This is a genomic window from Pseudothauera lacus (assembly GCF_003034845.1).
GTDB lineage: Bacteria > Pseudomonadota > Gammaproteobacteria > Burkholderiales > Rhodocyclaceae > Pseudothauera > Pseudothauera lacus.
In genome coordinates, this window is sequence record NZ_PZKC01000011.1 from 117,507 (window position 1) to 142,087 (window position 24,581).

Annotated in this window: 24 protein-coding genes and 1 other RNA gene; 19 read left to right on the plus strand and 6 right to left on the minus strand. The window is 67.0% G+C overall.

The genetic code is table 11. The features are described from left to right. Positions 1-5: 5 nt before the first annotated feature. From C8261_RS13440 to C8261_RS13455, 4 genes are all read left to right on the plus strand, one after another. Positions 6-497, plus strand: a complete 492-nt coding sequence (locus C8261_RS13440) for a phosphate-starvation-inducible PsiE family protein (protein ID WP_107494265.1) — start codon at positions 6-8, stop codon at positions 495-497. Positions 498-636: 139 nt separating this feature from the next. After that, complete coding sequence (locus C8261_RS13445) at positions 637-1,419, plus strand: enoyl-CoA hydratase/isomerase family protein (protein WP_107494231.1); 783 nt, start codon at positions 637-639, stop codon at positions 1,417-1,419. A 1-nt stretch (position 1,420) separates the two neighbouring features. After that, positions 1,421-3,589, plus strand: coding sequence for an acetate--CoA ligase family protein (locus tag C8261_RS13450; protein ID WP_107494232.1), 2,169 nt, complete (start codon positions 1,421-1,423; stop codon positions 3,587-3,589). Between the two features lie 17 nt (positions 3,590-3,606). Further along, complete coding sequence (locus C8261_RS13455; RefSeq protein WP_107494233.1) at positions 3,607-4,392, plus strand: enoyl-CoA hydratase-related protein; 786 nt, start codon at positions 3,607-3,609, stop codon at positions 4,390-4,392. Positions 4,393-4,405: 13 nt separating this feature from the next. On the opposite strand, the gene C8261_RS13460 is transcribed toward C8261_RS13455, so the two are convergent. Both C8261_RS13460 and C8261_RS13465 read right to left on the minus strand, forming a co-directional pair. Continuing rightward, entirely contained in the window at positions 4,406-5,815 is a 1,410-nt protein-coding gene (locus tag C8261_RS13460) for a nicotinate-nucleotide adenylyltransferase (RefSeq protein WP_107494234.1), read from the minus strand. 33 nt (positions 5,816-5,848) lie between these two features. Then, complete coding sequence (locus tag C8261_RS13465) at positions 5,849-6,676, minus strand: nitroreductase family protein (RefSeq protein ID WP_107494235.1); 828 nt, start codon at positions 6,674-6,676, stop codon at positions 5,849-5,851. An 83-nt stretch (positions 6,677-6,759) separates the two neighbouring features. Between C8261_RS13465 and ffs the strand changes: the two genes are divergently transcribed. Then, positions 6,760-6,858: signal recognition particle sRNA small type (gene ffs, locus C8261_RS13470), an RNA gene on the plus strand. Between the two features lie 63 nt (positions 6,859-6,921). Here the strand turns inward: ffs and C8261_RS13475 are convergent. After that, positions 6,922-7,809: a ZIP family metal transporter gene (locus C8261_RS13475; protein ID WP_107494236.1), complete on the minus strand. Its 888-nt coding sequence runs from the start codon at positions 7,807-7,809 to the stop codon at positions 6,922-6,924. Between the two features lie 373 nt (positions 7,810-8,182). Here C8261_RS13475 and dnaX point away from each other — a divergent pair, with 373 nt between their 5' ends. The 8 genes from dnaX to C8261_RS13515 all read left to right on the plus strand — a co-directional run bounded on the left by dnaX (position 8,183) and on the right by C8261_RS13515 (position 14,994). After that, a complete protein-coding gene (gene dnaX / locus C8261_RS13480) occupies positions 8,183-9,952 on the plus strand; it encodes a DNA polymerase III subunit gamma/tau (protein WP_107494237.1) in 1,770 nt (589 codons plus the stop codon). 46 nt (positions 9,953-9,998) lie between these two features. Beyond that, positions 9,999-10,322 (plus strand): YbaB/EbfC family nucleoid-associated protein, encoded by a 324-nt coding sequence (locus tag C8261_RS13485; protein ID WP_107494238.1) that lies wholly within the window; start codon positions 9,999-10,001, stop codon positions 10,320-10,322. Between the two features lie 89 nt (positions 10,323-10,411). After that, positions 10,412-11,005 carry a recombination mediator RecR gene (gene recR / locus C8261_RS13490; RefSeq protein WP_107494239.1) on the plus strand — a complete coding sequence of 198 codons (594 nt, stop codon included), beginning with the start codon at positions 10,412-10,414 and terminating at the stop codon, positions 11,003-11,005. A gap of 185 nt (positions 11,006-11,190) precedes the next feature. Beyond that, positions 11,191-11,784 (plus strand): ubiquinol-cytochrome c reductase iron-sulfur subunit, encoded by a 594-nt coding sequence (gene petA, locus C8261_RS13495; RefSeq protein ID WP_107494240.1) that lies wholly within the window; start codon positions 11,191-11,193, stop codon positions 11,782-11,784. Between the two features lie 3 nt (positions 11,785-11,787). Beyond that, complete coding sequence (locus C8261_RS13500) at positions 11,788-13,074, plus strand: cytochrome b (RefSeq protein WP_107494241.1); 1,287 nt, start codon at positions 11,788-11,790, stop codon at positions 13,072-13,074. Continuing rightward, entirely contained in the window at positions 13,071-13,826 is a 756-nt protein-coding gene (locus C8261_RS13505; RefSeq protein WP_107494242.1) for a cytochrome c1, read from the plus strand. Before C8261_RS13500 ends, C8261_RS13505 begins: the two co-directional genes overlap by 4 nt. 107 nt (positions 13,827-13,933) lie before the next feature. Next, positions 13,934-14,530 carry a glutathione S-transferase N-terminal domain-containing protein gene (locus tag C8261_RS13510; RefSeq protein WP_107494243.1) on the plus strand — a complete coding sequence of 199 codons (597 nt, stop codon included), beginning with the start codon at positions 13,934-13,936 and terminating at the stop codon, positions 14,528-14,530. Positions 14,531-14,556: 26 nt separating this feature from the next. After that, the gene (locus tag C8261_RS13515; protein WP_107494244.1) at positions 14,557-14,994 is read left to right on the plus strand and encodes a ClpXP protease specificity-enhancing factor; all 438 of its coding nucleotides are present in this window, start codon (positions 14,557-14,559) and stop codon (positions 14,992-14,994) included. Here C8261_RS13515 and C8261_RS13520 read toward each other — a convergent pair. After that, complete coding sequence (locus C8261_RS13520) at positions 14,987-16,153, minus strand: glycosyltransferase (protein WP_107494245.1); 1,167 nt, start codon at positions 16,151-16,153, stop codon at positions 14,987-14,989. The two genes, C8261_RS13515 and C8261_RS13520, sit on opposite strands and share 8 nt — an antisense overlap. 182 nt (positions 16,154-16,335) lie before the next feature. Between C8261_RS13520 and C8261_RS13525 the strand changes: the two genes are divergently transcribed. Then, a complete protein-coding gene (locus C8261_RS13525) occupies positions 16,336-16,845 on the plus strand; it encodes a hemerythrin domain-containing protein (RefSeq protein ID WP_107494246.1) in 510 nt (169 codons plus the stop codon). Here the strand turns inward: C8261_RS13525 and C8261_RS13530 are convergent. Together C8261_RS13530 and C8261_RS13535 are read right to left on the minus strand one after the other, a co-directional pair. Further along, positions 16,809-17,363: a hypothetical protein gene (locus C8261_RS13530; RefSeq protein WP_107494247.1), complete on the minus strand. Its 555-nt coding sequence runs from the start codon at positions 17,361-17,363 to the stop codon at positions 16,809-16,811. The two genes, C8261_RS13525 and C8261_RS13530, sit on opposite strands and share 37 nt — an antisense overlap. 38 nt (positions 17,364-17,401) lie before the next feature. After that, positions 17,402-18,658, minus strand: coding sequence for a D-amino acid dehydrogenase (locus tag C8261_RS13535; protein ID WP_107494248.1), 1,257 nt, complete (start codon positions 18,656-18,658; stop codon positions 17,402-17,404). Positions 18,659-18,936: 278 nt separating this feature from the next. Between C8261_RS13535 and C8261_RS13540 the strand changes: the two genes are divergently transcribed. From C8261_RS13540 to groL, 5 genes are all read left to right on the plus strand, one after another. Further along, positions 18,937-19,938 (plus strand): class 1 fructose-bisphosphatase, encoded by a 1,002-nt coding sequence (locus tag C8261_RS13540; RefSeq protein WP_107494249.1) that lies wholly within the window; start codon positions 18,937-18,939, stop codon positions 19,936-19,938. Further along, the gene (locus C8261_RS13545; protein ID WP_408003220.1) at positions 19,916-21,667 is read left to right on the plus strand and encodes an autotransporter assembly complex protein TamA; all 1,752 of its coding nucleotides are present in this window, start codon (positions 19,916-19,918) and stop codon (positions 21,665-21,667) included. Before C8261_RS13540 ends, C8261_RS13545 begins: the two co-directional genes overlap by 23 nt. A gap of 2 nt (positions 21,668-21,669) precedes the next feature. Beyond that, a complete protein-coding gene (locus tag C8261_RS13550; protein ID WP_107494251.1) occupies positions 21,670-22,260 on the plus strand; it encodes a chemotaxis protein CheD in 591 nt (196 codons plus the stop codon). 146 nt (positions 22,261-22,406) lie between these two features. Continuing rightward, positions 22,407-22,697: a co-chaperone GroES gene (gene groES / locus C8261_RS13555; protein ID WP_107494252.1), complete on the plus strand. Its 291-nt coding sequence runs from the start codon at positions 22,407-22,409 to the stop codon at positions 22,695-22,697. A 53-nt stretch (positions 22,698-22,750) separates the two neighbouring features. Beyond that, positions 22,751-24,400, plus strand: a complete 1,650-nt coding sequence (gene groL / locus C8261_RS13560) for a chaperonin GroEL (RefSeq protein WP_107494253.1) — start codon at positions 22,751-22,753, stop codon at positions 24,398-24,400. Positions 24,401-24,581: the final 181 nt, after the last annotated feature.

Below are 24,581 nucleotides of genomic sequence, written 5' to 3' on the forward strand. Positions count from 1 at the left end.
TGACCATGAGCAGGACGACAGGCACTGCAGATCTTCCGCCGCAATCCGGCGATGCGCACGAGAGTCATCTCGATCCGGAGCACCGCGACCCCATCCTTGCCGGGATGAACCGCATCATCCGCCACGGCATCCGCGTGCTGGCGGGGATGATGGTGCTGGTGATCCTGTGGTGCATTGCCGATGTGGTGCTGGTGCTGTACGAGAAGCTGTCCACGCCGCCGCTGTTCCTGCTCGAACTCAACGACATCTTCGTCGTGTTCGCGGCGTTTCTGGCGGTGCTGATCGCCATCGAGATCTTCGCCAACATCGCCCTCTATCTGCGCGACGACGTCATCCACGTAAAGCTCGTGGTGGCCACCGCGCTGATGGCGATCGCGCGCAAGGTCATCGTCCTCGATCTCGGCGCCATCGAGGCGGAGTATCTGTTCGGCATCGGTCTGGTGGTCATCGCCCTCGGTGTCACCTACTGGCTGGTTGCCAATCAGGCGAGGACCTGAGGGCCTCCTGATCATTAACCACGTCAAGCTCATGGTTTCGTCATTCATCCATCGCCGGTAGACTGCCTTCAGGGTGTCCCGCGGCCGCGGCTTCTCGCGCGTCCCGCGGGGCGCCATTTCCACTGCGCACGGAGGCAGCATGCAGTTCGAAACCATCCTCTACTCGCTGCACGAGCAGATCGCCGAGATCCGCCTCAACCGTCCGCAGCGCCTCAATGCGGTCACCGCCACCCTGTACGACGAACTCAATCAGGCCCTCTCGCTCGCCGAGGCCGACCAGGACGCCCGCGTGGTGCTGCTGACCGGCGAGGGGCGCGCCTTCTGCGTGGGCGCAGACCTCAAGGAACACAAGACCGGCCGCACGGCCTTCGACCGCCGCCAGTACCTGCTCGGCGAGCAGCTGGTGTGCAAGCGCCTGCTGCAGTTGAAGAAGCCGGTGATCGCCGCGGTGAATGGCTATGCGCTGGGTGCCGGGGCGGAGATGGCGATGGCCTCGGACTTCATCCTGATGGCCGAGAGCGCGCAGATCGGCCTGCCGGAGATCAGCATCGGCAACTTCCTCGGCGGCGGGGTGACCTGGCTGCTGCCGCGCCTGGTAGGGCTGGCCAAGGCGCGCGAGTTGGTCTTCCTCGGCGAGCGCATCAAGGGCGAGGAGGCGGTGCGCATCGGCCTCGCCAACCGCGTGCTGGCGGACGAAGGCTTCCTCGACGCGGCGCGCGCCTTTGCCCTGAAGGTGGCGGGCAAGGCGCCGTTCTCCATGCAGCTGGCCAAGGAGCAGCTCAACATGGCCGCCGAACGCACCCTGGATGCGGCGCTCACCGCCGAGCTGGAGGGGATGATGTTCGTCGGCACCACGCGTGACTGGCAGGAAGGCGTGGATGCCTTCGCCGAGAAGCGTGCACCGGTCTTCAGGGGGGAATGAGATGAACCACGTCATGCCGGTCGTGCCGCACAAGAGCCCGCTGCACGACATCCTCGCGCCGTCTTCCATCGCCATCGTCGGCGCCTCGGCCGACCCCACCAAGCGCGGCTACAAGGCCATGGTGGGGCTGATCAAGGACGGTTACCGCGGGGCGATCCATCCGATCAACCCGAAGGCCGACAGGATCCTCGGGGTGAAGACCCTGCCCTCCATCGAGGCCCTGCCCGGGCCGGTGGACCTGGCGCTGATCTGTACCCCGGCGGCCACCGTGCCCGGCATCATCGCCGAGCTGGGGCGCAAGGGGGTGAAGGGCGTGGTGGTGCTGGCCAGCGGTTTCAAGGAAACCGGGCCGGAAGGTGCCAAGCTGGAACAGCAGGTGCTGGATGCCGCACGTGAGGGCGGGGTGCGGGTGATCGGTCCCAATACCTCGGGCATGTTCAACCTGCACCACAAGGTCAACCTGCTGGCGCTGGCCAAGGTGAAGCCGGGTGAGATCGGCTTCATCTCGCAGTCCGGCAACATGCTGCTGTCGCTGGTGCTGGAGGCCGAGCACAACGGCCATGTGGGTTTTTCCACCTATGTCGGGCCGGGCAACCAGACCGACGTGGGCTTCAACGACTACCTGCGCTATCTCGGCGAGGACGAGCACACCCGGGTGGCCACGCTGTACGTGGAAGGTTTCCGCGACGGCCAGCGCTTCCTGCAGGCGGCGCGCGAGATCTCCGCGCTGAAGCCGGTGGTGGTGTACAAGTCCGGCTCCACCGAACAGGGCCGCAAGGCGGCCAGCTCGCACACCGGCGCGCTCGCCGGCAGCTATGCGATGACGGTGGACCTGCTGCGCCAGGTCGGGGTGAGCGTGGTGCAGCACTCCAACGAGATCCTGCCGGTGGCCGAAGGCCTGGGCCTGCTGCAGAAGGCGCCGGGCAAGCGCGTCGCGGTGATCTCCGACGGCGGCGGCCAGGCCACCATCGCTTCCGACCGTCTGGCCGAGGCCGGGCTGGAGCTGGCCGAGCTGAGTGAGCAGACCAAGGCACGTCTGGCGGCGATCCTGTTCCCGCAGGCCTCGCTGGTGAACCCGGTGGACGTGGCTGGCAGCAGCGATGCCAATCCGGCGCTGCTCGCCGAATGCATGGAGATCGTCGCCGAGGACGAGAACGTCGACAGCGTCTTCCTGGTCGGCATGTTCGGCGGCTACGCCATCCGCTTCGCCGAGGATCTGCTGGGGGGCGAGATGCGCGGCGCGGAGTCGATGATCGAGCTGTCCCGCCGCAGCGAGAAGCCGGTGGTGGTGTACAGCCTCTATGCGCCGATCAAGCCGCCGGCATTGCGCCGCCTGCACGAGGCGGGCGTGCCGGTGTACACCTCCATCGAATATGCGGTGCGTGTACTCGCTGCGCTCGGCGAGCGTGGCATCTACCTGAAGAGCCATGAAGACGACGTTCTCCCGCCGGCGGTGGCGCCCAGCGCCGACATGCTGGCGATGTTCGCCCGGGCGCGCGACGAGGGCCGCGATCTCTATGAGTACGAGGCCAAGGCCCTGCTGCGTACCCACGGCATCGAGGTGGCAGAGGAGGCGGTGGTGCGCGCCCCGGACGAACTGGTCGAGGTGGCGCAGCGCTTTGGCGAGCAGGCGCTGGCGATGAAGGTGGTGTCGAAGGACATCCTGCACAAGTCGGACGCCGGCGGGGTGAAGCTCAACCTGTGCGGCGAGGCCGCGCTGCGCAGCGCCTGGGCACAGATCATGGAAAGCTGTCGCGCCTACGATGCGGATGCGGACATCCGTGGCGTACTCGTGACGCCGATGGCGAAGAAGGGCGTGGAGGTCATCGTCGGCGTCAGCCGCGACCCGATCTTCGGTCCGGTGCTGATGTTCGGCCTCGGCGGCATCTTCGTCGAAATCCTCGAAGACGTCGCTTTCCGTGCCATCCCCTTGTCCGAGCTGGATGCGCGCTCCATGGTCGACCAGCTCAAGGCGCGCAAGGTGCTCGAAGGCGCGCGCGGCGAAGCGGCGGTGGACAAGGGTGCGCTGGTCGATCTGCTGCTCAAGGTCTCAGGCATCGTCTCGGCCTATCCGCAGCTCTTCGAGCTCGATCTCAACCCGGTGATCGCCTACTCTGACGGCTATGCCGCGGTGGACGCGCGCATCATCATCAACCGCGCGGTCATGTGACCGTACCGGAGCCCTGCATGAACCTGCCTCAACTGACCGATGCGCTGCTGACGCTGGAAAACCGCGTCGCCACGCTGACCTTCAACCGCCACGACCTGCGCAATGCGCTCACCGGCACCGCGCTGGTCGACGACATCGTCGCGGTGGCCGAGTGGGTGAACCGCTGCGACGAGGTCTCGGTGCTGGTGATGACCGGTGCTGGCTCGGCTTTCTCCTCGGGCGGCAACGTCAAGGACATGGCCGAGCGCGGCGGCGACTTCGCCGGCGATGTGGCCGAGGTGGCCACCCGCTACCGCCGCGGCATCCAGCGCATCCCGCTGGCGCTGCAGCAGGTCGAGGTGCCCATCATCGCCGCGGTGAACGGCCCGGCGATCGGCGCCGGCTTCGACCTGGCCAACATGGCCGACATCCGCATCGCCTCGGAGAAAGCCAAGTTCGGCGAGACCTTCCTGAACCTGGGCATCATCCCCGGCGACGGCGGCGCCTGGTTCATGCAGCGCCTGATCGGCTATCAGCGCGCCTTCGAACTGACGCTCTCCGGGCGTATCGTCGATGCGGCGGAAGCGAAGGAAATCGGCATCGTGCTGGAGGTGGTGGCGCCGGAGCAGCTGCTGGCGCGCGCCCACGAACTCGCCGCGCGCTTCGCCGCCCAGCCGCCCAAGGCGGTGCGCCTCACCAAGCGCCTGATGAAGTCCGCCCAGCGCATGGAGCTGAAGGACTTCCTCGACCTCTGCGCGGCCTTCCAGGGCATGTGCCACAACGAGCCCGAGCACCTGGAGGCGGTGCAGCGCTTCCTGTCGTGATCCGCCAGGCCGCCTACTCGCTGTCGTAACCCAGCAGGCGGCGCTGGGCGATCATCTCGGCGACCGCGGTGGGCACCTCCTGTTCCCAGGCGCCGGGGCCGCGGCGCAGGGCGGCGAGCACGCCGGTGGCGTCGATGTGCAGGTGGCTGTGGTCCTGCGGTTCGATGGCGAAGAGCTTGCCGTTGCCGATCAGGTGGGCGAGCAGGTGGCGCAGGTTGGCGGGCACCTGGACGTTGTGCAGGGTGGTCAGTTCGTCGCCGCCATTGGCCCGCGCGGGATACACGTAGACGTGGGTGTTGTCGGGGAAAAGCTTGCCGAAGGCTTCGAGAATGCCGCCTTCGAGGCCTTCGTAGTACTTCTCGTCGAAGAGGTTGTTGAAGTCCCGCACCGACAGCACGATGCCGATGGGCTTCTGGGTGTAGCGGCGCAGGTAGGCGCGCAGGCGGAAGTAGCGCACGTAGTCGGAGATCATCACCATGTAGCCCTGCGAGGCCAGCAGGTCGATGCGGGCGAGGAAGTCGGCGCCGTCCACGTTGTCGCCGCTGATCAGCGAATTCATGGTGATCTCGGCGAGCGCCAGCAAGGAGGCCTCCTCGACGTGTTCCTGCTGGCAGAACTGCTGGCGGGCGGTGCGCATCATGTCGATGTTCACGCAGGTCACCGGCTTGAAGCTGCCGCGCATCACCAGCACCGGCTTGCGGTAGAAGAGGTCGCCGGGCACCACCACCTCGCCCTGGGGGTTGAACACCACCGCGCGGGTCAGCCAGCTGCGGATCAGGTGGAGGTTCATGAGGCGGTTTTCGACTTCCTCGAAGTAGGGGCCGGAGAAGTGGATCAGGTCCACCTCGATGCGGTCCGATCCGAGGCCGTCGGCAAGACCTTCGACCACCCATTCGGGCTGGTCGTGGTGGAAGAAGGCGCCGTGGATGAGGTTTACCCCGAGGATGCCGAGGGCCTCGGACTGCTGGGCGTTGGTGGCGTCGAGCATGCGCACGTGCATGATGACGTCGCTGGGGGCAGCGCCGGGATGCAGCTGCAGGCGCACGCCGATCCAGCCATGGCACTCGTTCTGCTGGCGGAAGCTGCGCGCGGTGACGGTGGCGGCGTAGGCGAAGAAGGTGGTGTTCTTCGAGCGCACCTCGGACAGGCGCTCGACCACCTGGTTGTATTCCTTGTCGAGCATCTGCAGCAGGCGGGTGCGGCTGACGTAGCGGTCGGCGTGGCCATAGATCGAGTCGCTGACCGCCATGTCGTAGGCCGACATGGTCTTGGCGATGGTGCCGGCGGCGGCGCCGACGTGGAAGAAGCGCCGGGCCACCTCCTGGCCGGCGCCGATCTCGACGATGGAGCCGTACTTGAACTTGTCGAGGTTGATCTGCAGGGCTTTCTGGTCGGTGGTCAGCGTGGTGTCGCGGGTGCGCATCGGCGTTCGTCCTCTTTCTGTCGTTCGGTCTGCTTACCTGAGCGCGAAGCCCAGCGCGTGCAGGGCGGCACCGAGGCGGTCGCGGCCGGTGAGCGCGCTGCCGTCGGCGATGCGCTTGGCGGAATGGACTGCCCAGGTGCCGTTAACGTTCATCCGCTGGCTGGCATAGAAGCTGGCCATGGCGTCGTTGTAGGTGGCGATGCCTTCTTCCTGCTCTGCAAGCGGACGGTAGCGTTCATGGTGCAGCACCACCTGCTGCGGCAGGCGCGGCTTCACCGCGGTGCCTTCGCTGGGGTCGGGATGGCCGAGGGTCATGCCGAACACCGCGAACACCCGCGGCGGCAGGCCGAGCAGCTCGGCGACGCGCTCGGGCTGGTTGCGCATGCCGCCGATGTAGCAGCCGGCGAGGCCGAGGGATTCCGCCGCGGCGAGGGCGTTCTGCGCTGCCAGCGCGGCGTCGATGACTCCGATGAGGAACATCTCCAGGTAGTCGAGGGCGCCATGGGGGCGCCCGGCGCCATCGGCGACGTGGGCAAGGCGGGCCAGGTCGGCCAGCCACATCAGTACCAGCGGGGCGTCGCGCACGTGGGTCTGGCCGCCGGCGCAATCGGCCAGCGCGGCGCGGGTGTCGCCATTGCGCACGGCAATCACGCTCCACGCCTGCAGGTTGGAGGAGGTGGCGGCCGATTGTGCCGCGGCGACGATGGCGGCAAGCCGGGCGTCGTCGACCGGGCTGTCGAGGAAGCGGCGCGCCGAGCGGTGGTCGAGCAGCTGCTCGATGAGCGGTGACCACGCGGCGGGGGCGGGCAGGGCATCGCTGCCGTAACGGGCGTTGAGCTGGTGCTGGGCGCTGGCGTTCATCCGGGCTCCGTGGACGGGAATGAAAAAAACAATAAGTATAGGCCGGTGCGCAGAGTGCTGTCCGCTGCTACAATGCCGCCCGTGGCGGGTCTCCCCGCATTGCAGCGCGGTGAACCTGGTCAGGGCCGGAAGGCAGCAGCCACAGCCGTTCCCTGCAAGTGCCGGGGGTCAGGCTCGCCACCCCGGACATGAAAACGCCGGATGCGCCTGTGTGGCGCATCCGGCGTTTTTTTCGTCCGCGCCGTTCACGCAAGCAGCGTGTCCATCAGCATCATGCCGACGAAGCCGGCGATCAATCCGCCGGTAGCGAGGGTCTCGTGGCCGCGGCGATGCGACTCCGGGATGATCTCGTGGCTGACCACGAAGAGCATCGCTCCGGCAGCGGCACCCAGGCCCCAGGGCAGCAGGGCGGCGGACTGGGCGACCATCAGCGAGCCGGCCAGCGCGGCAACGGGTTCCACCAGCCCCGAGAGCGCGGCGACCACGAAGGCCAGCGCGCGGTTGTAGCCGGCAGCAACCAGTGCAATGGCGACGATCAGGCCTTCCGGCACGTTCTGCAGGGAGATGCCGGTGGCCACGGCGTTGCCGCTCGTCTCCCCGGCGGCGACGCCGATGGCGAGGCCTTCCGGAATGTTGTGCACGGCGATGGCGAAGACGAACAGCCACACGGCCCTGGCCGAGCGTTGGCCCCCGGGGGCATGGCTGTGCGGCAGGCCGCGGTCGAGGGCGAGCAGGGCGAGCGCACCGGCCAGCAAGGCCGTGGCCACGGTGAATGCCGCCCCGCTGGGGCTGGCGCCCTGTGCGGCGGCGGCCTCGAAACCGGGGAGGAGCAGCGAGAAGACGCTGGCGGCGAGCATTACGCCGGCACCGAAACCCAGCAACATCCCCTGCACGCCGGCGCCGATGCGCCGGGTGACCAGCACCGGCAGGGCGCCCAGTGCGGTGGCCAGTGCCGCCATGGCGCCGCCGCTGGCTGCAGCGCGCAGGCTGTCGTCGATCTGCGGCAGGGCGTCGGCGGCTTGCAGGGCGAGCAGCACCAGGCCGGCGAGGGCAATCGTCCAGCCCGCGGCGGTGCGCGTCAGGCCGAGCGCGCTGGCGGGCTGGAAATGCAGGCGGGCAATGCGTGGGGCCATGGAGGTATCCTGAGGCGCAGAAGAAGGGAGAAAGCTGTCAGATGAACTATGGGGGATGTCTTTTGATAGTTCCAATAAAACAAACAAACCGTTTTAATAGTTAGTAAGTATGTTGCGCAAAGTGTCGTGATCAGAAAGCGTTGCAGGCGTAGTCCGCGAAGATGGCGCAGAGGGCGCTGAGCCACGTGTCCGGGGTGCTTGGGCTGTTGTCCATGGGGCTCTCTCAGTTATCCGACATGTGCAGAATAGAATGTAAACGATAATCGTTCCAATTAATTGATGAGATCGTCACGATTGCCTCTGGCGATGCCGGTGGTGGCTGCGGTGTGATCGCATCCTGCCCGCCGGCCGCCCTCTGATAGAATCCCCCGCCATGAGCTATCAGGTTCTCGCGCGCAAGTGGCGGCCGAAGTCCTTCGGTACGCTGGTCGGCCAGGAGCATGTCGTCCGGGCGCTTTCCCATGCGCTGGCGACCGGGCGCCTGCATCACGCCTGGCTGTTCACCGGCACCCGCGGGGTGGGCAAGACCACCATCAGCCGTATCCTTGCCAAGGCGCTCAACTGCGAGACCGGGGTCACCGCCGAGCCCTGCGGGCAGTGCGCCGCCTGCCAGGCCATCGATGCCGACCGCTTTCCCGACTACGTCGAGATGGATGCCGCCTCCAACCGCGGCGTGGACGACATGGCGGCGCTGCTCGACAAGGCGGTGTATGCGCCCACCCAGGGGCGCTACAAGGTCTACATGATCGACGAAGTGCACATGCTCACCGGGCATGCCTTCAACGCCATGCTGAAGACGCTCGAAGAGCCGCCCGAGCACGTCAAGTTCATCCTCGCCACCACTGATCCGCAGAAGATCCCGGTCACGGTGCTGTCGCGCTGCCTGCAGTTCAATCTCAAGCAGATGCCGGCGGCGCACATCGTCGACCACCTCGGCCGCATTCTCGAAGCCGAGCAGGTGCCCTTCGAGCCCACCGCCCTGCGCCACCTCGCCAAGGCTGCCGGGGGGTCGATGCGCGACGCGCTGTCGCTGCTCGACCAGGCCATCGCCCATGGTGCCGGCAGGGTCGAGGAGGCGCAGGTCACCGGCATGCTCGGGACGGTCGGTGACGACCATCTCTACGCCGTCTTTGATGCCCTGCTTGCCGGTGACGTCGATGCCCTGATGACTCTGGTCGACGCCATGGCCCTGCGCAGCCTGTCCTTCGATGCCGCGCTGCAGGCACTGGCGGCGCTGGTGCACCGCATCGCCCTGCTGCAGATGGCGCCGGCCGCCCTCGCCGATGCCGGCGAGCGCGCGCGCCTGCAGGCCTATGCCGATGGTTTCGACGCCGAGTACCTGCAGCTGGCCTACCAGATACTCGTCCATGGGCGCGATGAGCTCAGCCTGGCGCCCGACGAGCAAACCGGCTTCTCGATGACCCTGCTGCGTCTGCACGCCTTCCGCCCGCACATGCCGGCGCCCCTCGATGGCCCCGCCGGCACCGGTGGCGGGGCCGGGCGTGCGCGCGCGCTGCCGGCCCAGACGCCTGCGCCGCCCCCCGCCGCGCCGCCTGCACCGCCAGCCGGATCTGTCGCGGTGGCGCCTCCGCAAGCAGTGGCGCCACCGCCGGCGGCGGCCGCGAGCGTACACGAGGATCTCGATGCCGCAGCCATCCCGCCGTGGGCCGAGTTGCCGGCGGAGGCCCTGCAGGGCAGCCCGGCAGCGCCAGCGCCGGCGGCTGTGGCGCAGCCTGTTGCGCCGGTGCAGATGCCGGTCTCCAATGATGACTGGCACGCCCTGCTGCGCGCACTGCGCCTTGGCGGCATGGTGCGCGAGCTCGCCCAGCACTGCGAATGGCTGGGCGAGGAGGGCGGCGTCCTGCGTCTGCGCCTGTCGGCTGCCCACCGCCACCTTCAGGACATGAACGCCAGCGCCGTCGAGCGCCTGCAGGACACCCTTGCCACGCACTTCGGTCGTGCCCTGCGGCTGCGCATCGATGTCGGCGAGATCGCCGACGCCACGCCGGCGCAGCGTGACGAGGCGGAGCGTCAGGCGCGCCACGCGATCGCCGTTGCGGCGCTGGAGGCCGACCCCTTCGTGCGCGAAGTGATCGAGCGCTTCGACGCCACCCTGATCGAATCTTCGGTGCGCCCGCTGTGAGGCGCAGCCTTTCCTTCACTGTTGTCCTTACTTGGAGTCGTTCACCATGATGAAAGGCGGTATCGCCGGGCTGATGAAACAGGCCCAGCAAATGCAGGAAAACATGAAGAAGATGCAGGACCAGCTGGCCAGCGTGGAGGTCGAAGGTCAGTCCGGTGCCGGCATGGTCAAGGTCGTCATGACCTGCAAGCATGACGTGCGCCGCGTCAGCATCGACGACTCGGTGATGGACGACAAGGAAATGCTCGAAGACCTCGTTGCCGCCGCCCTCAACGATGCGGTGCGCAAGGTCGAAAGCACGACCCAGGAGAAGATGGCCGGCTTTACCGCCGGGCTGAACCTGCCGCCGGGCATGAAGCTGCCGTTCTGACGGCCGCCCCGAAGGGGCGCCGACTTCTCCTCCCCCGTCAAGGGGGAGGAGAAGTCGCTGCTGAACCGCCCGCTCCCGCCTCCTCCCCCATGTCCCCTTCCGCTCTCGACGAACTCATCGACGCTCTGCGCTGCCTCCCCGGCGTGGGGCCGAAATCCGCCCAGCGCATGGCCTATCACCTGCTGCAGCGTGACCAGCGTGGTGCCGGGCGGCTGGCGCGTGCAATGGGGCAGGCGCTGGAGGTGCTGCGCCACTGCGAGCGCTGCAACAACTTTGCCGAAACCGATGTCTGCGTGCGCTGTGCAGATCCGCAACGCGATGCCACCCAGTTGTGCGTGGTGGAGATGCCCGCCGACCTGGCGATGATGGAGCAGACCCATGCCTACCGCGGGCTGTACTACGTGCTGATGGGGCGGCTGTCGCCGCTCGACGGCATCGGTCCGCGCGAACTGCGCCTCGACAAGCTCATCGCCCGTGCCGGCGACGGCCTCGTGCGTGAGGTCATCCTTGCCACCAACTTCACCAATGAGGGCGAGGCCACCGCCCACACCATTGCCGAACTGCTCGGCGCCCGCGGCCTGCAGGTGAGCCGGCTGTCGCGCGGGGTGCCGGTCGGCGGGGAGCTCGAGCACACTGACACCGGCACCATTGCCCAGGCGCTGGTGGAACGTCGCACCTTGTAGGGCGCTGTCGTGCTGCGTTGCGCCAGCGGCGCACCGCAAAACCCCTTGCGGTGCGCGGATTTGCCGCGCAAGGCCTTGATTCGTGCGGGAATCGGCCATATGAGCTTTTTCTGCTGCAGTGTTTTCGCTATACTTCACAGGTTTTTTTGAATTCGGTTCTTTGGATTCCTTTCAGGGAAGAAGTCATGAGCGTTGATCAAAAGATGGACTGCGGGCGCCGCAACCTGCTGCTGGCTACGTCAGCGGTCGGCGGTGTTGCCGCAGTGGCGACGGCGGTGCCGTTCGTCGCCAGTCTGACGCCGTCGGAACGTGCCAAGGCGGCTGGTGCGCCGGTGGAAGCCGATATCGGCAAGCTCGCCCCGGGCGAGATGATGACCGTGGAGTGGCGCGGCAAGCCGGTGTGGATCCTGCGTCGCACCGATGAGATGCTGGCCTCGCTGGACAAGACCGACGCGGTGGTCTCCGACCCCCTGTCCGACAAGTCCATCCAGCCCGACTACGCCAAGAACAAGCACCGCTCGATCAAGCCGGAATATCTGGTCACGGTCGGCATCTGCACCCACCTCGGCTGTTCGCCCTCGGAGCGTCTCAAGCCGGGCGCCGAAAGCGGTCTGGGTGCCGACTGGGCGGGTGGCTTCCTGTGCCCCTGCCACGGTTCCCTGTTCGATCTGGCCGGTCGCGTGTATAGCAGCATGCCCGCGCCGACCAACCTCGACGTGCCGCCGCACCAGTACCTCGCGGACACGACCCTCCTCATCGGTGAAGACGGAAAGGCCTAAGCGATGACGACCAAATCTCAGGCTTTGCTGAACTGGATCGACGAGCGCTTCCCGCTCACGTCCACCTGGAAGGCGCACCTGTCCGAGTACTACGCGCCCAAGAACTTCAACTTCTGGTACTTCTTCGGCTCGCTGGCCCTGCTGGTGCTGGTGATCCAGATCGTCACCGGCATCTTCCTGGTGATGCACTACAAGCCGGACGGTACCCTCAACGCCTCCGGCATCCCGGTGGCCTTCGCCAGTGTCGAGTACATCATGCGCGAGGTGCCCGGTGGCTGGCTGATCCGCTACCTGCACTCCACCGGTGCCTCGGCCTTCTTCGTGGTCGTGTATCTGCACATGTTCCGTGGTCTGCTCTACGGTTCCTACCGCAAGCCGCGCGAACTGATCTGGATCTTCGGCACCCTGATCTTCCTGGCGCTGATGGCCGAAGCCTTCATGGGCTATCTGCTGCCCTGGGGGCAGATGTCCTACTGGGGGGCGCAGGTGATCATCAACCTGTTCTCGGCGATTCCCCTCATCGGTGAAGACCTCTCGCTGGTCATCCGCGGTGACTACGTGATCTCCGACGCCACCCTGAACCGCTTCTTCGCCTTCCACGTCATCGCCGTGCCGCTGGTGCTGATCGGCCTCGTCGCCGCGCACATCATCGCCCTGCACGAAGTGGGTTCCAACAACCCGGACGGTGTGGAGATCAAGAAGAAGAAGGACGCCAACGGCATCCCGCTCGACGGCATCCCCTTCCACCCCTACTACACGGTGAAGGACATCGTCGGTGTGGTGGTCTTCCTGTTCTTCTTCAGCGTGGTGGTGTTCTTCGCGCCCGAGGGTGGTGGCTACTTCCTCGAGTACAACAACTTCATCCCTGCCGACCCGCTGAAGACGCCGCCGCACATCGCGCCGGTGTGGTATTTCACCCCGTATTACTCGATCCTGCGCGCGGTCACCTTCCCGCTCTTCGGTCTGGACGCGAAGTTCTGGGGTGTCGTCGCCATGGGTGCATCGGTGGTCATCATCGCCTTCCTGCCGTGGCTCGACCGCAGTCCGGTGAAGTCGATCCGCTACAAGGGGCCGATCTTCAAGAGCGCGCTGGTGATCTTCGTGATCTCCTTCGTGATCCTCGGCTACCTCGGCGTCAAGCCGCCCGAGTACGCCTTCTTCGATGTCATCCCGGGCGCGCCCATCGCGCAGATCTGCTCGGTGCTGTACTTCGCCTTCTTCCTCCTGATGCCGTGGTACAGCAAGATCGACAAGTGCAAACCCGAACCGGAAAGGGTGACCTCCAAATGAAGATGCGTGTAATCAATCTGATCAAGCGCGCCGCCGCGGTGCTGCTGTTCGCCCCCTCCCTGGCGCTTGCCGCCGGGGCGGTGCTGCACCTCGACCGCGCTCCGGTAAGCAAGGATCCGGCTGCCCTGCAGCATGGCGCCAAGCTGTTCGTGAATTACTGTCTGAACTGTCACAGCGCCAGCTTCATGCGCTACAACATGCTGCAGAACATCGGCCTCTCAGATGAACTCATCCGTGACAACCTGATGTTCACCGGCGAACGCGTCGGCGACCAGATGAAGGTGGCAATGCGTCCGGGCGATGCCAAGGTTTGGTTCGGTACCGCGGTGCCCGACCTGACCCTGATCGCCCGCCAGCGCAACTCTGCCTACGGCAGCGGTGCCGACTGGCTGTACACCTACCTGCGCCAGTTCTACCGCGACGAGTCGCGCCCGACCGGCTGGAACAACGTCGTTTTCGAGAACGTCGGCATGCCGCACGTGCTGTGGGAACTGCAGGGTGACCAGGTCGCTACCGTCAGCGAGAACGCCGATGGCAGCAAGTCGGTCAGCCTCAGTCTCGCCAAGCCCGGTACCATGAGCGCTGCCGAATACGACCAGGCCGTTGCCGATCTGGTCTCCTTCCTGGTGTGGATGGGCGAGCCGGTAGCCGAGAAGCGCAAGACCATCGGCATGTTCGTGCTGCTCTTCCTGGCCGCTTTCTTCGTGCTCACCTATGCGCTGAAGAAGAACTACTGGCGGGATATTCATTGAGCGTCTGGATGAACGGCCGCCAGGCCTAGTCCGGCTCACGCCAGCCTGACGCACCACGCGAGTACCGCGTGGTGCGCTTTGCTTTTGTACTCCGGAGTTTCCGCATCATGATGAACCTGTATTCCGGCACCACCGATCCGTTCAGTCACCGTTGCCGGATCGTGCTCTTCGAGAAGGGCATGGATTTCGAAGTGATCGATGTCGATCTCTACAACAAGCCTGAAGACATCGCCGTCATCAACCCCTACAACCGCGTGCCGGTGCTGGTCGATCGCGACCTCATCCTGTACGAGGCCAACATCATCAACGAATACATCGACGAGCGCTTTCCGCATCCGCAGCTGATGCCGCCCGACCCCATCCTGCGGGCCCGCGCGCGCCAGTTGCTGCATACCTTCGAGCTCGAGCTGTTTGCCCATATCGATGCACTGGAGAAGGCCCAGAAGGGTGTCGACAAGAACCGCGCCCACGTCCGTGACCAGCTCGTCCAGCTGGCGCCGATCTTCACCAAGCAGAAGTTCATGCTCGGCGACGACTTCTCCATGCTCGACGTCGCCATCGCTCCGCTGTTGTGGCGCCTCGAGCACTACGGTATCGAACTGCCGAAGGCTGCCGCGCCGCTGATGAAGTACGCCGAGCGCATCTTCAGCCGTCAGGGCTTCATCGACGCGCTGACGCCGTCCGAGAAGGTGATGCGGCGCTGAGGCGCGCGCATCGTCGCGTTCTCGCCATGAGCACCGTGTCCACCAAGCCCTACCTGATCCGCGCACTGTACGAGTGGTGCGTCGATCAGGGCTTCACGCCCTATCTCGCCGCCCAGGTCGGGCCCGAAATGCGCATTCCGCCCGGGAGCGCGCGCGACGGCCAGATCGTCCTCAACATCAGTGCCGACGCTACTCACCAGCTCAGCATCGACAACGAGTGGATCTCCTTCCAGGCGCGCTTTGGCGGTGTCGCCCACGCCATCCTCATCCCGGTGGCGCGGGTGATGGCCATCTACGCCCGTGAGAATGGGCAGGGCATGGCCTTCGAGGTCGACGCCGGCGAGGCGCAGGCCGCGCCCGCCGCGGCGGCTCCGGCGGACGGCGAGTCCGCTGCCACGCCTGCGCGCGATGACGACCGCCCTGCGGCACCGCGCAGCGGTGCTCACCTCAAGCGCATCAAGTAGCGCCGCGCTGCGGCGCCCAGCGGCGGTAGCAGTCAGCCAGGCGGGCGGCCATCTCGGTGGCCCGCCAGGAGCGCGCGTAGCGCGTCGCCTCGACGCCGAGTGCCCGCAGCGCGGGGCGGTCGTCGAGCAGCTCGGCGACGATGCCGGCAAAGGCGGCCTCGTCGTCGGGGGCGATGCGGCAGCCCCGCTGCGGCGCGAGGATGTCGCGGGTGCCCATCTCTGCCAGCGCCACCACCGGTGTTCCCAGCGCCATTGCTTCGAGCAGCACCAGTCCCTGGGTTTCGGTGCGTGAGGCAAAGACGAAGAGGTCGGCGGCGCGGTAGCAGTCGTGCAGTTCGTCGTGGCGGCTGAGATAGCCGAGAAAGCGCACATGCCCGCTGAGTCCGCGTTGCTGCACCTCGCGCGCCAGACTCGCGGTAGCCGGTCCTTCGCCGGTGATCAGCAGGAGGACGTCGGGGTGGCGGGCACGCAGACGGTCGACGACGCCGAGCAGGAAGCCGATGTTCTTTTCGTGGGCAACGCGGCCTACGAAGAGCAGCAGGCGGCGATCCTTGGGGATTTCGTAACGGTTGCGGAAGTGGCAGCCGTCACCGCCACTGAACTGCTGTTCGGGCAAACCGGTGGGCAGCACCTGCAAGGGGCGGTCGACGCCGTAGCGGGTGAGGGTTTCGGCCATCGCCGTGGATGGCACGATCACCGCATCGAGGGCATTGCACTGGGTGCGCGAGAAGCGGCGCGCGGCGGCGCGCATCCAGCGCCGCGGCAGCACCGGCAGATAGTGGAAGAGGTATTCCTCGAAGTAGGTGTGGTAGCTCGCCACGCAGGGTACGCCCAGCGCGCGGGCGAGGGCGAGGCCGCCGTAGTGGGCGGCGAACGGTGTCTGCACATGGACCAGATCCACCCCCGACTGGCGCAGGCGCGGCAGCAGGCGGTCGATCTCGCGCCGGCGCATCAGGCGGTCCTCCGGGTCCATGGGCAGGAAGCGCGAGGGCAGGCGGATGATGTCGTCGTCGCTGTCGGGGCTCATGCCGGGATAGTCGGGGGCCACCAGCGTGGTGCGCACGCCCGCGTCGGAGAGGGCCTGGCGGAAGGTTTCGATCGACGTGCTGACCCCGTTGATGCGGGGGAAGTACACGTCGGAGATCATCAGGATGTGCATGTCTGCTCGGGACGGTCGGTTCAGGCGACATCCTCGCGCCATATTCTTACAGGCGTGCGACGGCGGGGCTTGATCCCGGTCAGTCCATAGCCGCCGCGGATGGGTTATAAGCAGCGCACACTACAAGGGCAACGCGGGACGTTGCCCAGGATGCAGGTTCAACCCCTCAGGAGAGTAAGCCCATGAAGCTGATGCAGTGGTCGGAGCAGTACGAGCTCGGTGTCGCCAGGATGGATGACACCCACCGCGAATTCCTCGCCGTCTACAACGCCCTGGCCAGCGCTCCGGCGGAGGATTTCGTTGCCCGCCTGGATGATTTCATCGCCCACACCGAGACGCACTTCGAGCAGGAAAACCGCTGGATGGAGAAGGTGGACTTCCCCGGCTGCCATCGCGCCGAGCACGATCGCGTGCTGGTCGTGTTGCGTGACGTGCGCGCGCGTGCGGTGGCTGGCGACAGCTTCCTCGGCCGCCGCCTGGTGGAGGAATTGCCGGGTTGGTTCGACAACCACGCCGCCAGCATGGATGCGGCGCTCGCCTACCACCTGCAGGCCGTCGGTTTCGATACCGACAGCGAGCAGTTTCGTGAACCCGGCGCCTGCGCCGACAAGGGCGCCGCAGGCTGCGCGTGCGCCACGCTGAGCAGGGAGCCCGCTCAGGGCGGGGACAGCTCCCAGCGCCCGTCGCCCTGACGGCAGGCCCGCCCGCGTGCCTGCAGGGTGCGCGCGCCGCTGCCGCGCAGGGTGAAGTCGCGGCAGTGGCGGCTGTTGGAGCCGTTTTCCGGAATCATCTCGAAGCGCACACCGCTGTCGTCGCTCCAGCTTGCCCGCCGTCCCAGGGGCAGCAACTCGAGGGCGTGGGCGATGCATGCGCGGTCGGCCTCGGCTGCGGCCGCGGCCATTTCGGCGCCGAGTACCGCGGTGATTGCGCCGCCGACCAGGGTGGCCACCTCGCCGCGCCGTCCGGCGGTGGTGGCCGCGCGCGCCGCGGCCACCGCCGCGCGATCGCAGCTGCCGCCGGCAATGCCGAAGTCGTTCGCCCAGCGGGTGCCGGTGTAGCCCAGATAGACCGTTTCCTGCTGAGCCTTCCACGCCGGCGCGGGGCCGGCTCCGGGTGGTTCGGCGACTGCGGCGCAGCTCAGCGGCAGCAGGGCGAGGGCATGCAGGGCAAGCAGGCGGCGGAGTGCGCTGCGCGGCGAGGTGGTGAGCATGGGGAGGCTCCTGTTGATGGGGTCTTTGTTGTGTGGGTTCAGCGCCCGTGGAAAGGAAAGGCAAGCGCCGGACGGCGTCCGCTCATCAGCTCCGCCAGTACCGCGGCAGAGCCGCAGGCCAGCGTCCACCCGAGGGTGCCGTGGCCGGTGTTGTACCACAGGTTAACGCAACGGCTCTTGCCGATGATGGGGACATTGCCCGGCGTTGCCGGACGCAGTCCGGCCCAGCCCTGGGCCAGGGCAGCGTCGGCGGCGCCGGGCAGGGTGCGCTCCAGCCAGCCGACGATGGCGGCGATGCGGTCGGGGTCGACGGAGCAGTCGTAGCCGTTGAGTTCGGCGGTGCCGGCGATGCGCAGGTGGTCACCGAGGCGTGAACAGACGATGCGCGCCGATTCATCGGTCAGGCTGACCTGCGGGGCGTGCTGCGGGTCGCGCACCGGCACGGTGATGGAGTAGCCCTTGACCGGGTGGATGGGCAGGCGTTCGCCCAGCGGCGCGGCCAGGGCACGCCCGTGACTGCCCAGGCAGAGCACGTAGGCGCCGGCGTCGAGGGTGCCGCTGTGGCCGCGCTCGTCCTCGACCTCGATGCCGTCGATCAGTCCGCCGGTGTGGGCGAGACGGCGGATGTGGGTGTTGTGGTAGAAGCGCACGCCGGCTTGCTGGCATTTCTGTGCCAGCGCCTGGGTGAAGCGCAGGGCGTCGCCGGATTCGTCGCCGGGGGCATGGATGGCGCCGGCCAGACGTCCGGCGATGCCGGCCAGGGCAGGCTCGACGGCGAGCGCTTCGGCCCCCGGATAGAGGCGCGCGGCGATACCCAGGCGGGTGAGTTCGTCGACGCGGCGAGGTGCCGCGGCAAATTCGGCGGCACTGAAGAACAGGTGCAGGATGCCGCGCTGCTGCTGCAGATAGCTCAGTCCGAGCTCCTCGCGCAGGCGGCGCAGTTCGTCGATGCTGCGTAGCGCCAGTGCGGCGATTGCGGCGGTGTTGCGGCGGCACCGCCAGGGCAGGCATTCACGCAGGAAGCCCAGCGTCCACGCCCACTGTGCGGGGTCGCGGCGCAGGCGCAGGCGCAGCGGGGCGTCATTGCGGCCGAGCCAGCGCAGGGCGATGAAGGGGGCCGCGGGATTGGCCCACGGCTCCGGATGACTGACCGAGATCTGCCCGCCGTTGGCGTAGCTGGTTTCCAGCCCGGCGGCGGGCTGGCGGTCGACCACGCTGACATCGAAACCGGCCTGGCGCAGGTACCAGGCGGTGCTGACACCGGTGACACCGGCGCCGAGGACCATGACGTGCATAGAGGCGGTGCGGCGCGTGCCGCGTGACGCGAGGGCGCAAGGGCGCAAGGGCGCCCGAAGGTGGCGATGATACTCCGGCGTCGCCACCGCTGACAGCGACACAGCTGCGCGGGGGGCGCGGAAACGGGATAATCCAGGAAACCGCAGGCGGCCGAGGAAGGCCAAGCACCGTTGTCGTGCCTTGCCGGACGACGCGCCCGACGCATGCGTGGGCGCGTTCGACCGCGGTTTCCAGGATAATCCACCCATTCGCAACCACTTACCGAGGCAAGCCAGACATGCGCCGTGTAACTTTGACCCAGTTTCTCATCGAGCAGCAGCGTGCCGGGCGCATCTCCGCGGACCTGCGCCTGCTCATCGAGGTGGTGGCCCGTGCGGTGAAGGCCATCTCGGTGAACGTCTCCAAGGGGGCGCTGGCCGGCGTGCTCGGCGAGGCCGGAACCGACAACGTGCAGGGCGAGGCGCAGAAGAAGCTCGACGTCATCGCCAACGAGATCCTCCTGCAGGCCAACGAGTGGGGCGGGCATCTGGCGGCGATGGCCTCCGAGGAGGTCGAGGAGGTGCATCACATTCCCTTCGACTATCCCAAGGGCGGCTACCTGCTGCTCTTCGATCCGCTCGACGGCTCCTCGAACATCGACGTAAACATTTCCGTCGGCACCATCTTCTCGGTGCTGCGCAATCCCCCGGGCAGCGGCGAGCCTTCCGAGCAGTCCTTCCTGCAGCCCGGCCATCAGCAGGTGGCAGCCGGCTACGCGCTGTATGGCCCGTCCACCCAGTTCATCCTCACTGTCGGCAAGGGCGTGCATGGTTTCACCCTCGACCGCGAGATGGGCAGCTTCGTCTACACCCACCCCTACATGAGCATTCCGGCCGATACCAGCGAGTACGCCATCAATGCCTCCAACATCCGCCACTGGGAAGCGCCGGTGCGGCGTTATGTCGAGGAACTGCAGCAGGGCAAGGAAGGGCCGCGCGAACGCGACTTCAACATGCGCTGGGTGGCTTCGATGGTCGCCGACGTGCATCGCATCCTTACCCGCGGCGGGGTGTTCATGTATCCGCTCGACGAGAAATGCCGCAAGCAGGGCGGCAAGCTGCGCCTGATGTACGAGGCCAACCCGATGGCGATGATCGTCGAGCAGGCCGGGGGCGCGGCGAGCACGGGGCGTGAGCGCATCCTCGACCTGCAGCCGCACAAGCTGCACCAGCGCGTGCCGGTGGTGCTTGGATCGCTCAACGAGGTCGAGCGGGTTGTTGCCTATCACCGCGAGCCCTGAGCGCTGGTGGGCGTGGCTGCTGGCGGTGCTGCTCCTCACCGCCTGGCCCGCTGCGGCGCAGCAGCCGCTGCGCGTGGAACTGGAGGCGCCCGACAGCGTGCGCGCGCTGCTGCAGCGCCATCTGCGCATCCTGCGTGGCGACGTCAGCGTGCCTGAGGCCGCCGTCGACCGCAGCGCGATGGTGCGCCGGGCGCGCCGCGAGGCCGCCGGCCTGCTCGCCACGGAGGGTTACTTCAGCCCCGAGATCAGCCTGCGCCGGCGTGCCGACGAACCCTGGCGGCTGACGGTGGAGCCGGGGCCGCGCGCGCGTATCAGCGCGGTCAGCATCGAGTTTGCCGGTGCACTTGCCGCCGACGGCGAGGCGCACGCCGCGCGCCGTGAGGCGCTGCGCGCGCAATGGGGGCTGGCGGTCGGTCAGCCTTTCCGCCAGGCGGCCTGGGATGGCGCCAAGGCGGCGCTGCTCGATACCCTCGGCGCGCGCGACTATGCCGCCGCACGGCTGCTCTCCAGTCGTGCGGAAGTCGACCCGCAGGCGGCAACGGTGGTGCTCAGCGTCGAGGTCGATTCCGGCCCGCCGTTCTTTCTCGGCGAGGTGCACGGCAGCGGCCTGAGCCGCCTGCCGGAGGACCTGATCAGTCGCTACAGTACCCTGCGCATCGGCGAACGGTACGACCGCGAGCGTCTGCTGGCCTTCCAGAGCGCCCTGCAGGCGGCGCCGCAGTTCGGTTCGGTGACGGTGAGCATCGATCCCGACCCCGCCCTTGCTGCCGCCGTGCCCGTGCAGGTCGAGGTTAGCGAGGCGCAGTCGCGCCAGCTCGGTTTCGGCGGCGGCTATTCGACCAATACCGGTTATCGCGTCGAGTTCAACTACCGCGACGTGAACCTGCGCCAGCGGGCCTGGGAGCTGAGCACCGGGGTGCGCCTCGAGCAGCGTCGCCAGTCGGCCTATGCCGACATCTTCCTGCCGCCGGAGGCCGCCGGGCAGCGCTACAGTTTTGGCGTGCTCGCCGAGCACACCGATGTCCAGGGCCTGCGCCTCGGTACCCAGGCCGTCGGCGGCGCCCTGACCCGCAGCCGCGGCAACATCGAAACCCAGATCGCCCTGCGCCTGCAGCAGGAACGCCGTCACCCCGAGGGCGGCGAGCGCAGCAGCGCCAGCACCCTGAGCGCGAACTGGACCTGGGTGCAGCGTGCGGTGGACGATCTGCTCGATCCGCGCCGCGGCCACGTGCTGGAGTTCCAGCTCGGCGGCGGCACGCGCCTGGCGCTTGCCGGCCAGGACTTCGTCCGCCTGTACGGGCGTGCCGTGCGCTACCAGCCGGTAGGCAGTCGTGACGTGCTTGTCCTGCGCGGCGAGCTCGGTGCCACCCTGGCGCCGGAGCGCAAGGGCGTGCCGCAGGACTTTCTCTTCCGCACCGGCGGGGCGCAGAGCGTGCGCGGCTATGCCTACCAGAGCCTGGGGGTGAGCGAGGGCGAGGCGGTTGTCGGCGGGCGTTACCTCGCGGTGGCCAGTGCCGAGTACGTGCATTGGTTCCTGCCGCAATGGGGGGTGGCGACCTTCGTCGATGCGGGCGATGCCAACGACGATCGGCGCGCCTTCGATCTCAAGCTCGGGTATGGTGTGGGGGCGCGCTGGGCGAGTCCGGCCGGGCCTCTGGCGCTCGATCTTGCCTGGGGGCGGGAGACGCGCAGCCTGCGCCTGCACTTCGGCATAGCCATTGCATTCTGATAATGAACAGCGACGACAACCTCATCGGACGGGAACTGGAGCGCAGCGCGCAGGTGATCATGCCGGGCGGCTGGGCGGTGGAGCGCGAGCGCCCGGTGGCGACGCTGCTCGGTTCCTGTGTGGCGGTGGCGCTGTACGACCCGGCGGTCAAGCTCGGCGGCCTCAACCATTTCATGCTGCCGCGCTTCGAGCGCGTCGCCGGCAGGGACGACGTCGATGCCCTGCTGGCCGGGGACTACTCGATGGAGGCGCTGCTCAACGCCATGCTGGTGCGCGGAGCGAAGAAAGCGCGCCTGGTCGCCAAGGCCTTCGGCGGGGGCATGGTGGTGTCTTCCCTCGATCGCAGCCAGATCGGCCAGCGCAATGTCGAGTTCGCCCGCGACTGGCTGGGGCGCGAGGGCATCCCTCTGGTGGCCTCGGATTTTCTCGGCCACTGCTCGCGCAAGGTGGTGCTCGACCCCCGCAGCGGCGATGTGTTCTGCAAGCGCGCGGCGAGCTCCCTGGCCATCTCGCAGCGCATCGAGAGCCAGGAACAGGTCTACGCCGCGAGCCTGGCCCAGCCGCCGAAGAAATCCAATATCGAACTTTTCTGAGCAGCCGCCCCTTGAAATGGGGCGAGGGCGTCCCTATTATTAGCACTCGTCGGCGGTGAGTGCTAACAGCCTCCCGCAGATCGATGATTTCAATCATGCGGCTGCGGCCGCACAGTCAGTGTCAATTCGAAACCAAGGAGTGCTCGATGAAGATTCGTCCCTTGCATGATCGCGTGATCGTCAAGCGTCTGGAAGCCGAACGCAAGACCGCCAGCGGTATCGTGATCCCCGACTCCGCCGGCGAGAAGCCCGACCAGGGCGAAGTGCTGGCCGTCGGCAACGGCAAGATCCTGGACGACGGCAAGGTCCGCCCGATGGCCGTCGCCGTCGGTGACAAGGTGCTGTTCGGCAAGTACGCCGGCCAGACCGTGAAGGTCGAAGGTGAGGAGCTCCTCGTCATGCGCGAGGAAGACATCATGGGTGTGGTCGAGGCCTGAGCCTGACTCCGCCTCCCACGATCCGCAACCGAATACTCAAGGAGTTCTGAAGAATGGCAGCTAAAGAAGTCAAGTTTGGTGATTCCGCCCGCGAGCGCATGGTCGCCGGCGTCAACATCCTCGCCAACGCGGTCAAGGTGACCCTCGGCCCGAAGGGCCGCAACGTGGTGCTGGAGCGCTCCTTCGGCGCCCCCACCGTGACCAAGGACGGCGTCTCCGTCGCCAAGGAAATCGAACTCAAGGACAAGTTCGAGAACATGGGCGCGCAGATGGTCAAGGAAGTCGCTTCCAAGACCTCCGACATCGCCGGTGACGGCACCACCACCGCCACCGTGCTGGCCCAGTCCATCGTCCGTGAAGGCATGAAGTTCGTCGCCGCCGGCATGAACCCGATGGACCTCAAGCGCGGCATCGACAAGGCCGTGATCGCCACCATCGAAGAGCTCAAGAAGCTCTCCAAGCCCTGCTCGACCAACAAGGAAATCGCCCAGGTCGGCTCCATCTCCGCCAACTCCGACGCTGACATTGGCGACATCATCGCCAAGGCCATGGACAAGGTCGGCAAGGAAGGCGTGATCACCGTCGAAGACGGCAAGAGCCTGCAGAACGAACTGGACGTGGTCGAAGGCATGCAGTTCGACCGCGGCTACCTGTCGCCCTACTTCATCAACAACCCGGACAAGCAGGTTGCCATCCTGGAAAACCCCTTCGTCCTGCTGTTCGACAAGAAGATCTCCAACATCCGCGACTTGCTGCCGGTGCTGGAACAGGTTGCCAAGGCCGGCCGTCCGCTGCTGATCATCGCTGAAGACGTGGACGGCGAAGCGCTGGCCACCCTGGTGGTGAACAACATCCGCGGCATCCTCAAGACCTGCGCCGTCAAGGCCCCGGGCTTCGGCGACCGTCGCAAGGCCATGCTCGAAGACATCGCCATCCTCACCGGTGGCCAGGTCATCGCCGAAGAAGTCGGTCTCACCCTCGAGAAGGCCACTCTGGCCGAACTGGGCCAGGCCAAGCGCATCGAGATCGGCAAGGAAAACACCATCATCATCGATGGTGCCGGCGACGAGAATGCCATCGAAGCGCGCGTCAAGCAGATCCGTGTGCAGATCGAGGAAGCCACCTCCGACTACGACCGCGAGAAGCTGCAGGAACGCGTCGCCAAGCTGGCCGGCGGCGTGGCGGTGATCAAGGTCGGTGCTGCCACCGAAGTCGAGATGAAGGAAAAGAAGGCCCGCGTCGAAGACGCCCTGCACGCCACCCGCGCTGCAGTGGAAGAGGGCATCGTCCCCGGCGGCGGTGTTGCGCTGCTGCGTGCCCGCGCCAACCTGGCCGGCCTGAAGGGCGACAACCACGACCAGGACGCCGGCATCAAGATCGTGCTGCGCGCGATGGAGCAGCCGCTGCGTGAAATCGTTGCCAACGCTGGCGACGAAGCGTCCGTGGTGGTCAACAAGGTTGTCGAAGGCAAGGGCAACTATGGCTTCAACGCTGCCACCGGCGAGTACGGCGACATGGTTGAAATGGGCGTGCTGGACCCCACCAAGGTGACCCGCACCGCGCTGCAGAACGCCGCGTCCGTCGCCAGCCTGATGCTCACCACCGACTGCATGGTCGGCGAACTGGCCGAAGACAAGCCGGCCGGCGGCATGCCCGACATGGGCGGCATGGGTGGCATGGGCGGCATGGGCATGGGGATGTAATTCCCGTCCCGGCCACAGCCTCAACATTCGGCCCCGCTACGGCGGGGCCGAATGCGTTGTGCGCCCAGCATGGGCGCGATTTTGGAGGTGGAAGTCCTCCCATAAGCTGACCACGGCAAATGAAGCGAAGCGCAACTGCATGAGGGTGACCGAGTGTGGGGAGGAAGCGTGGAGCGAAACC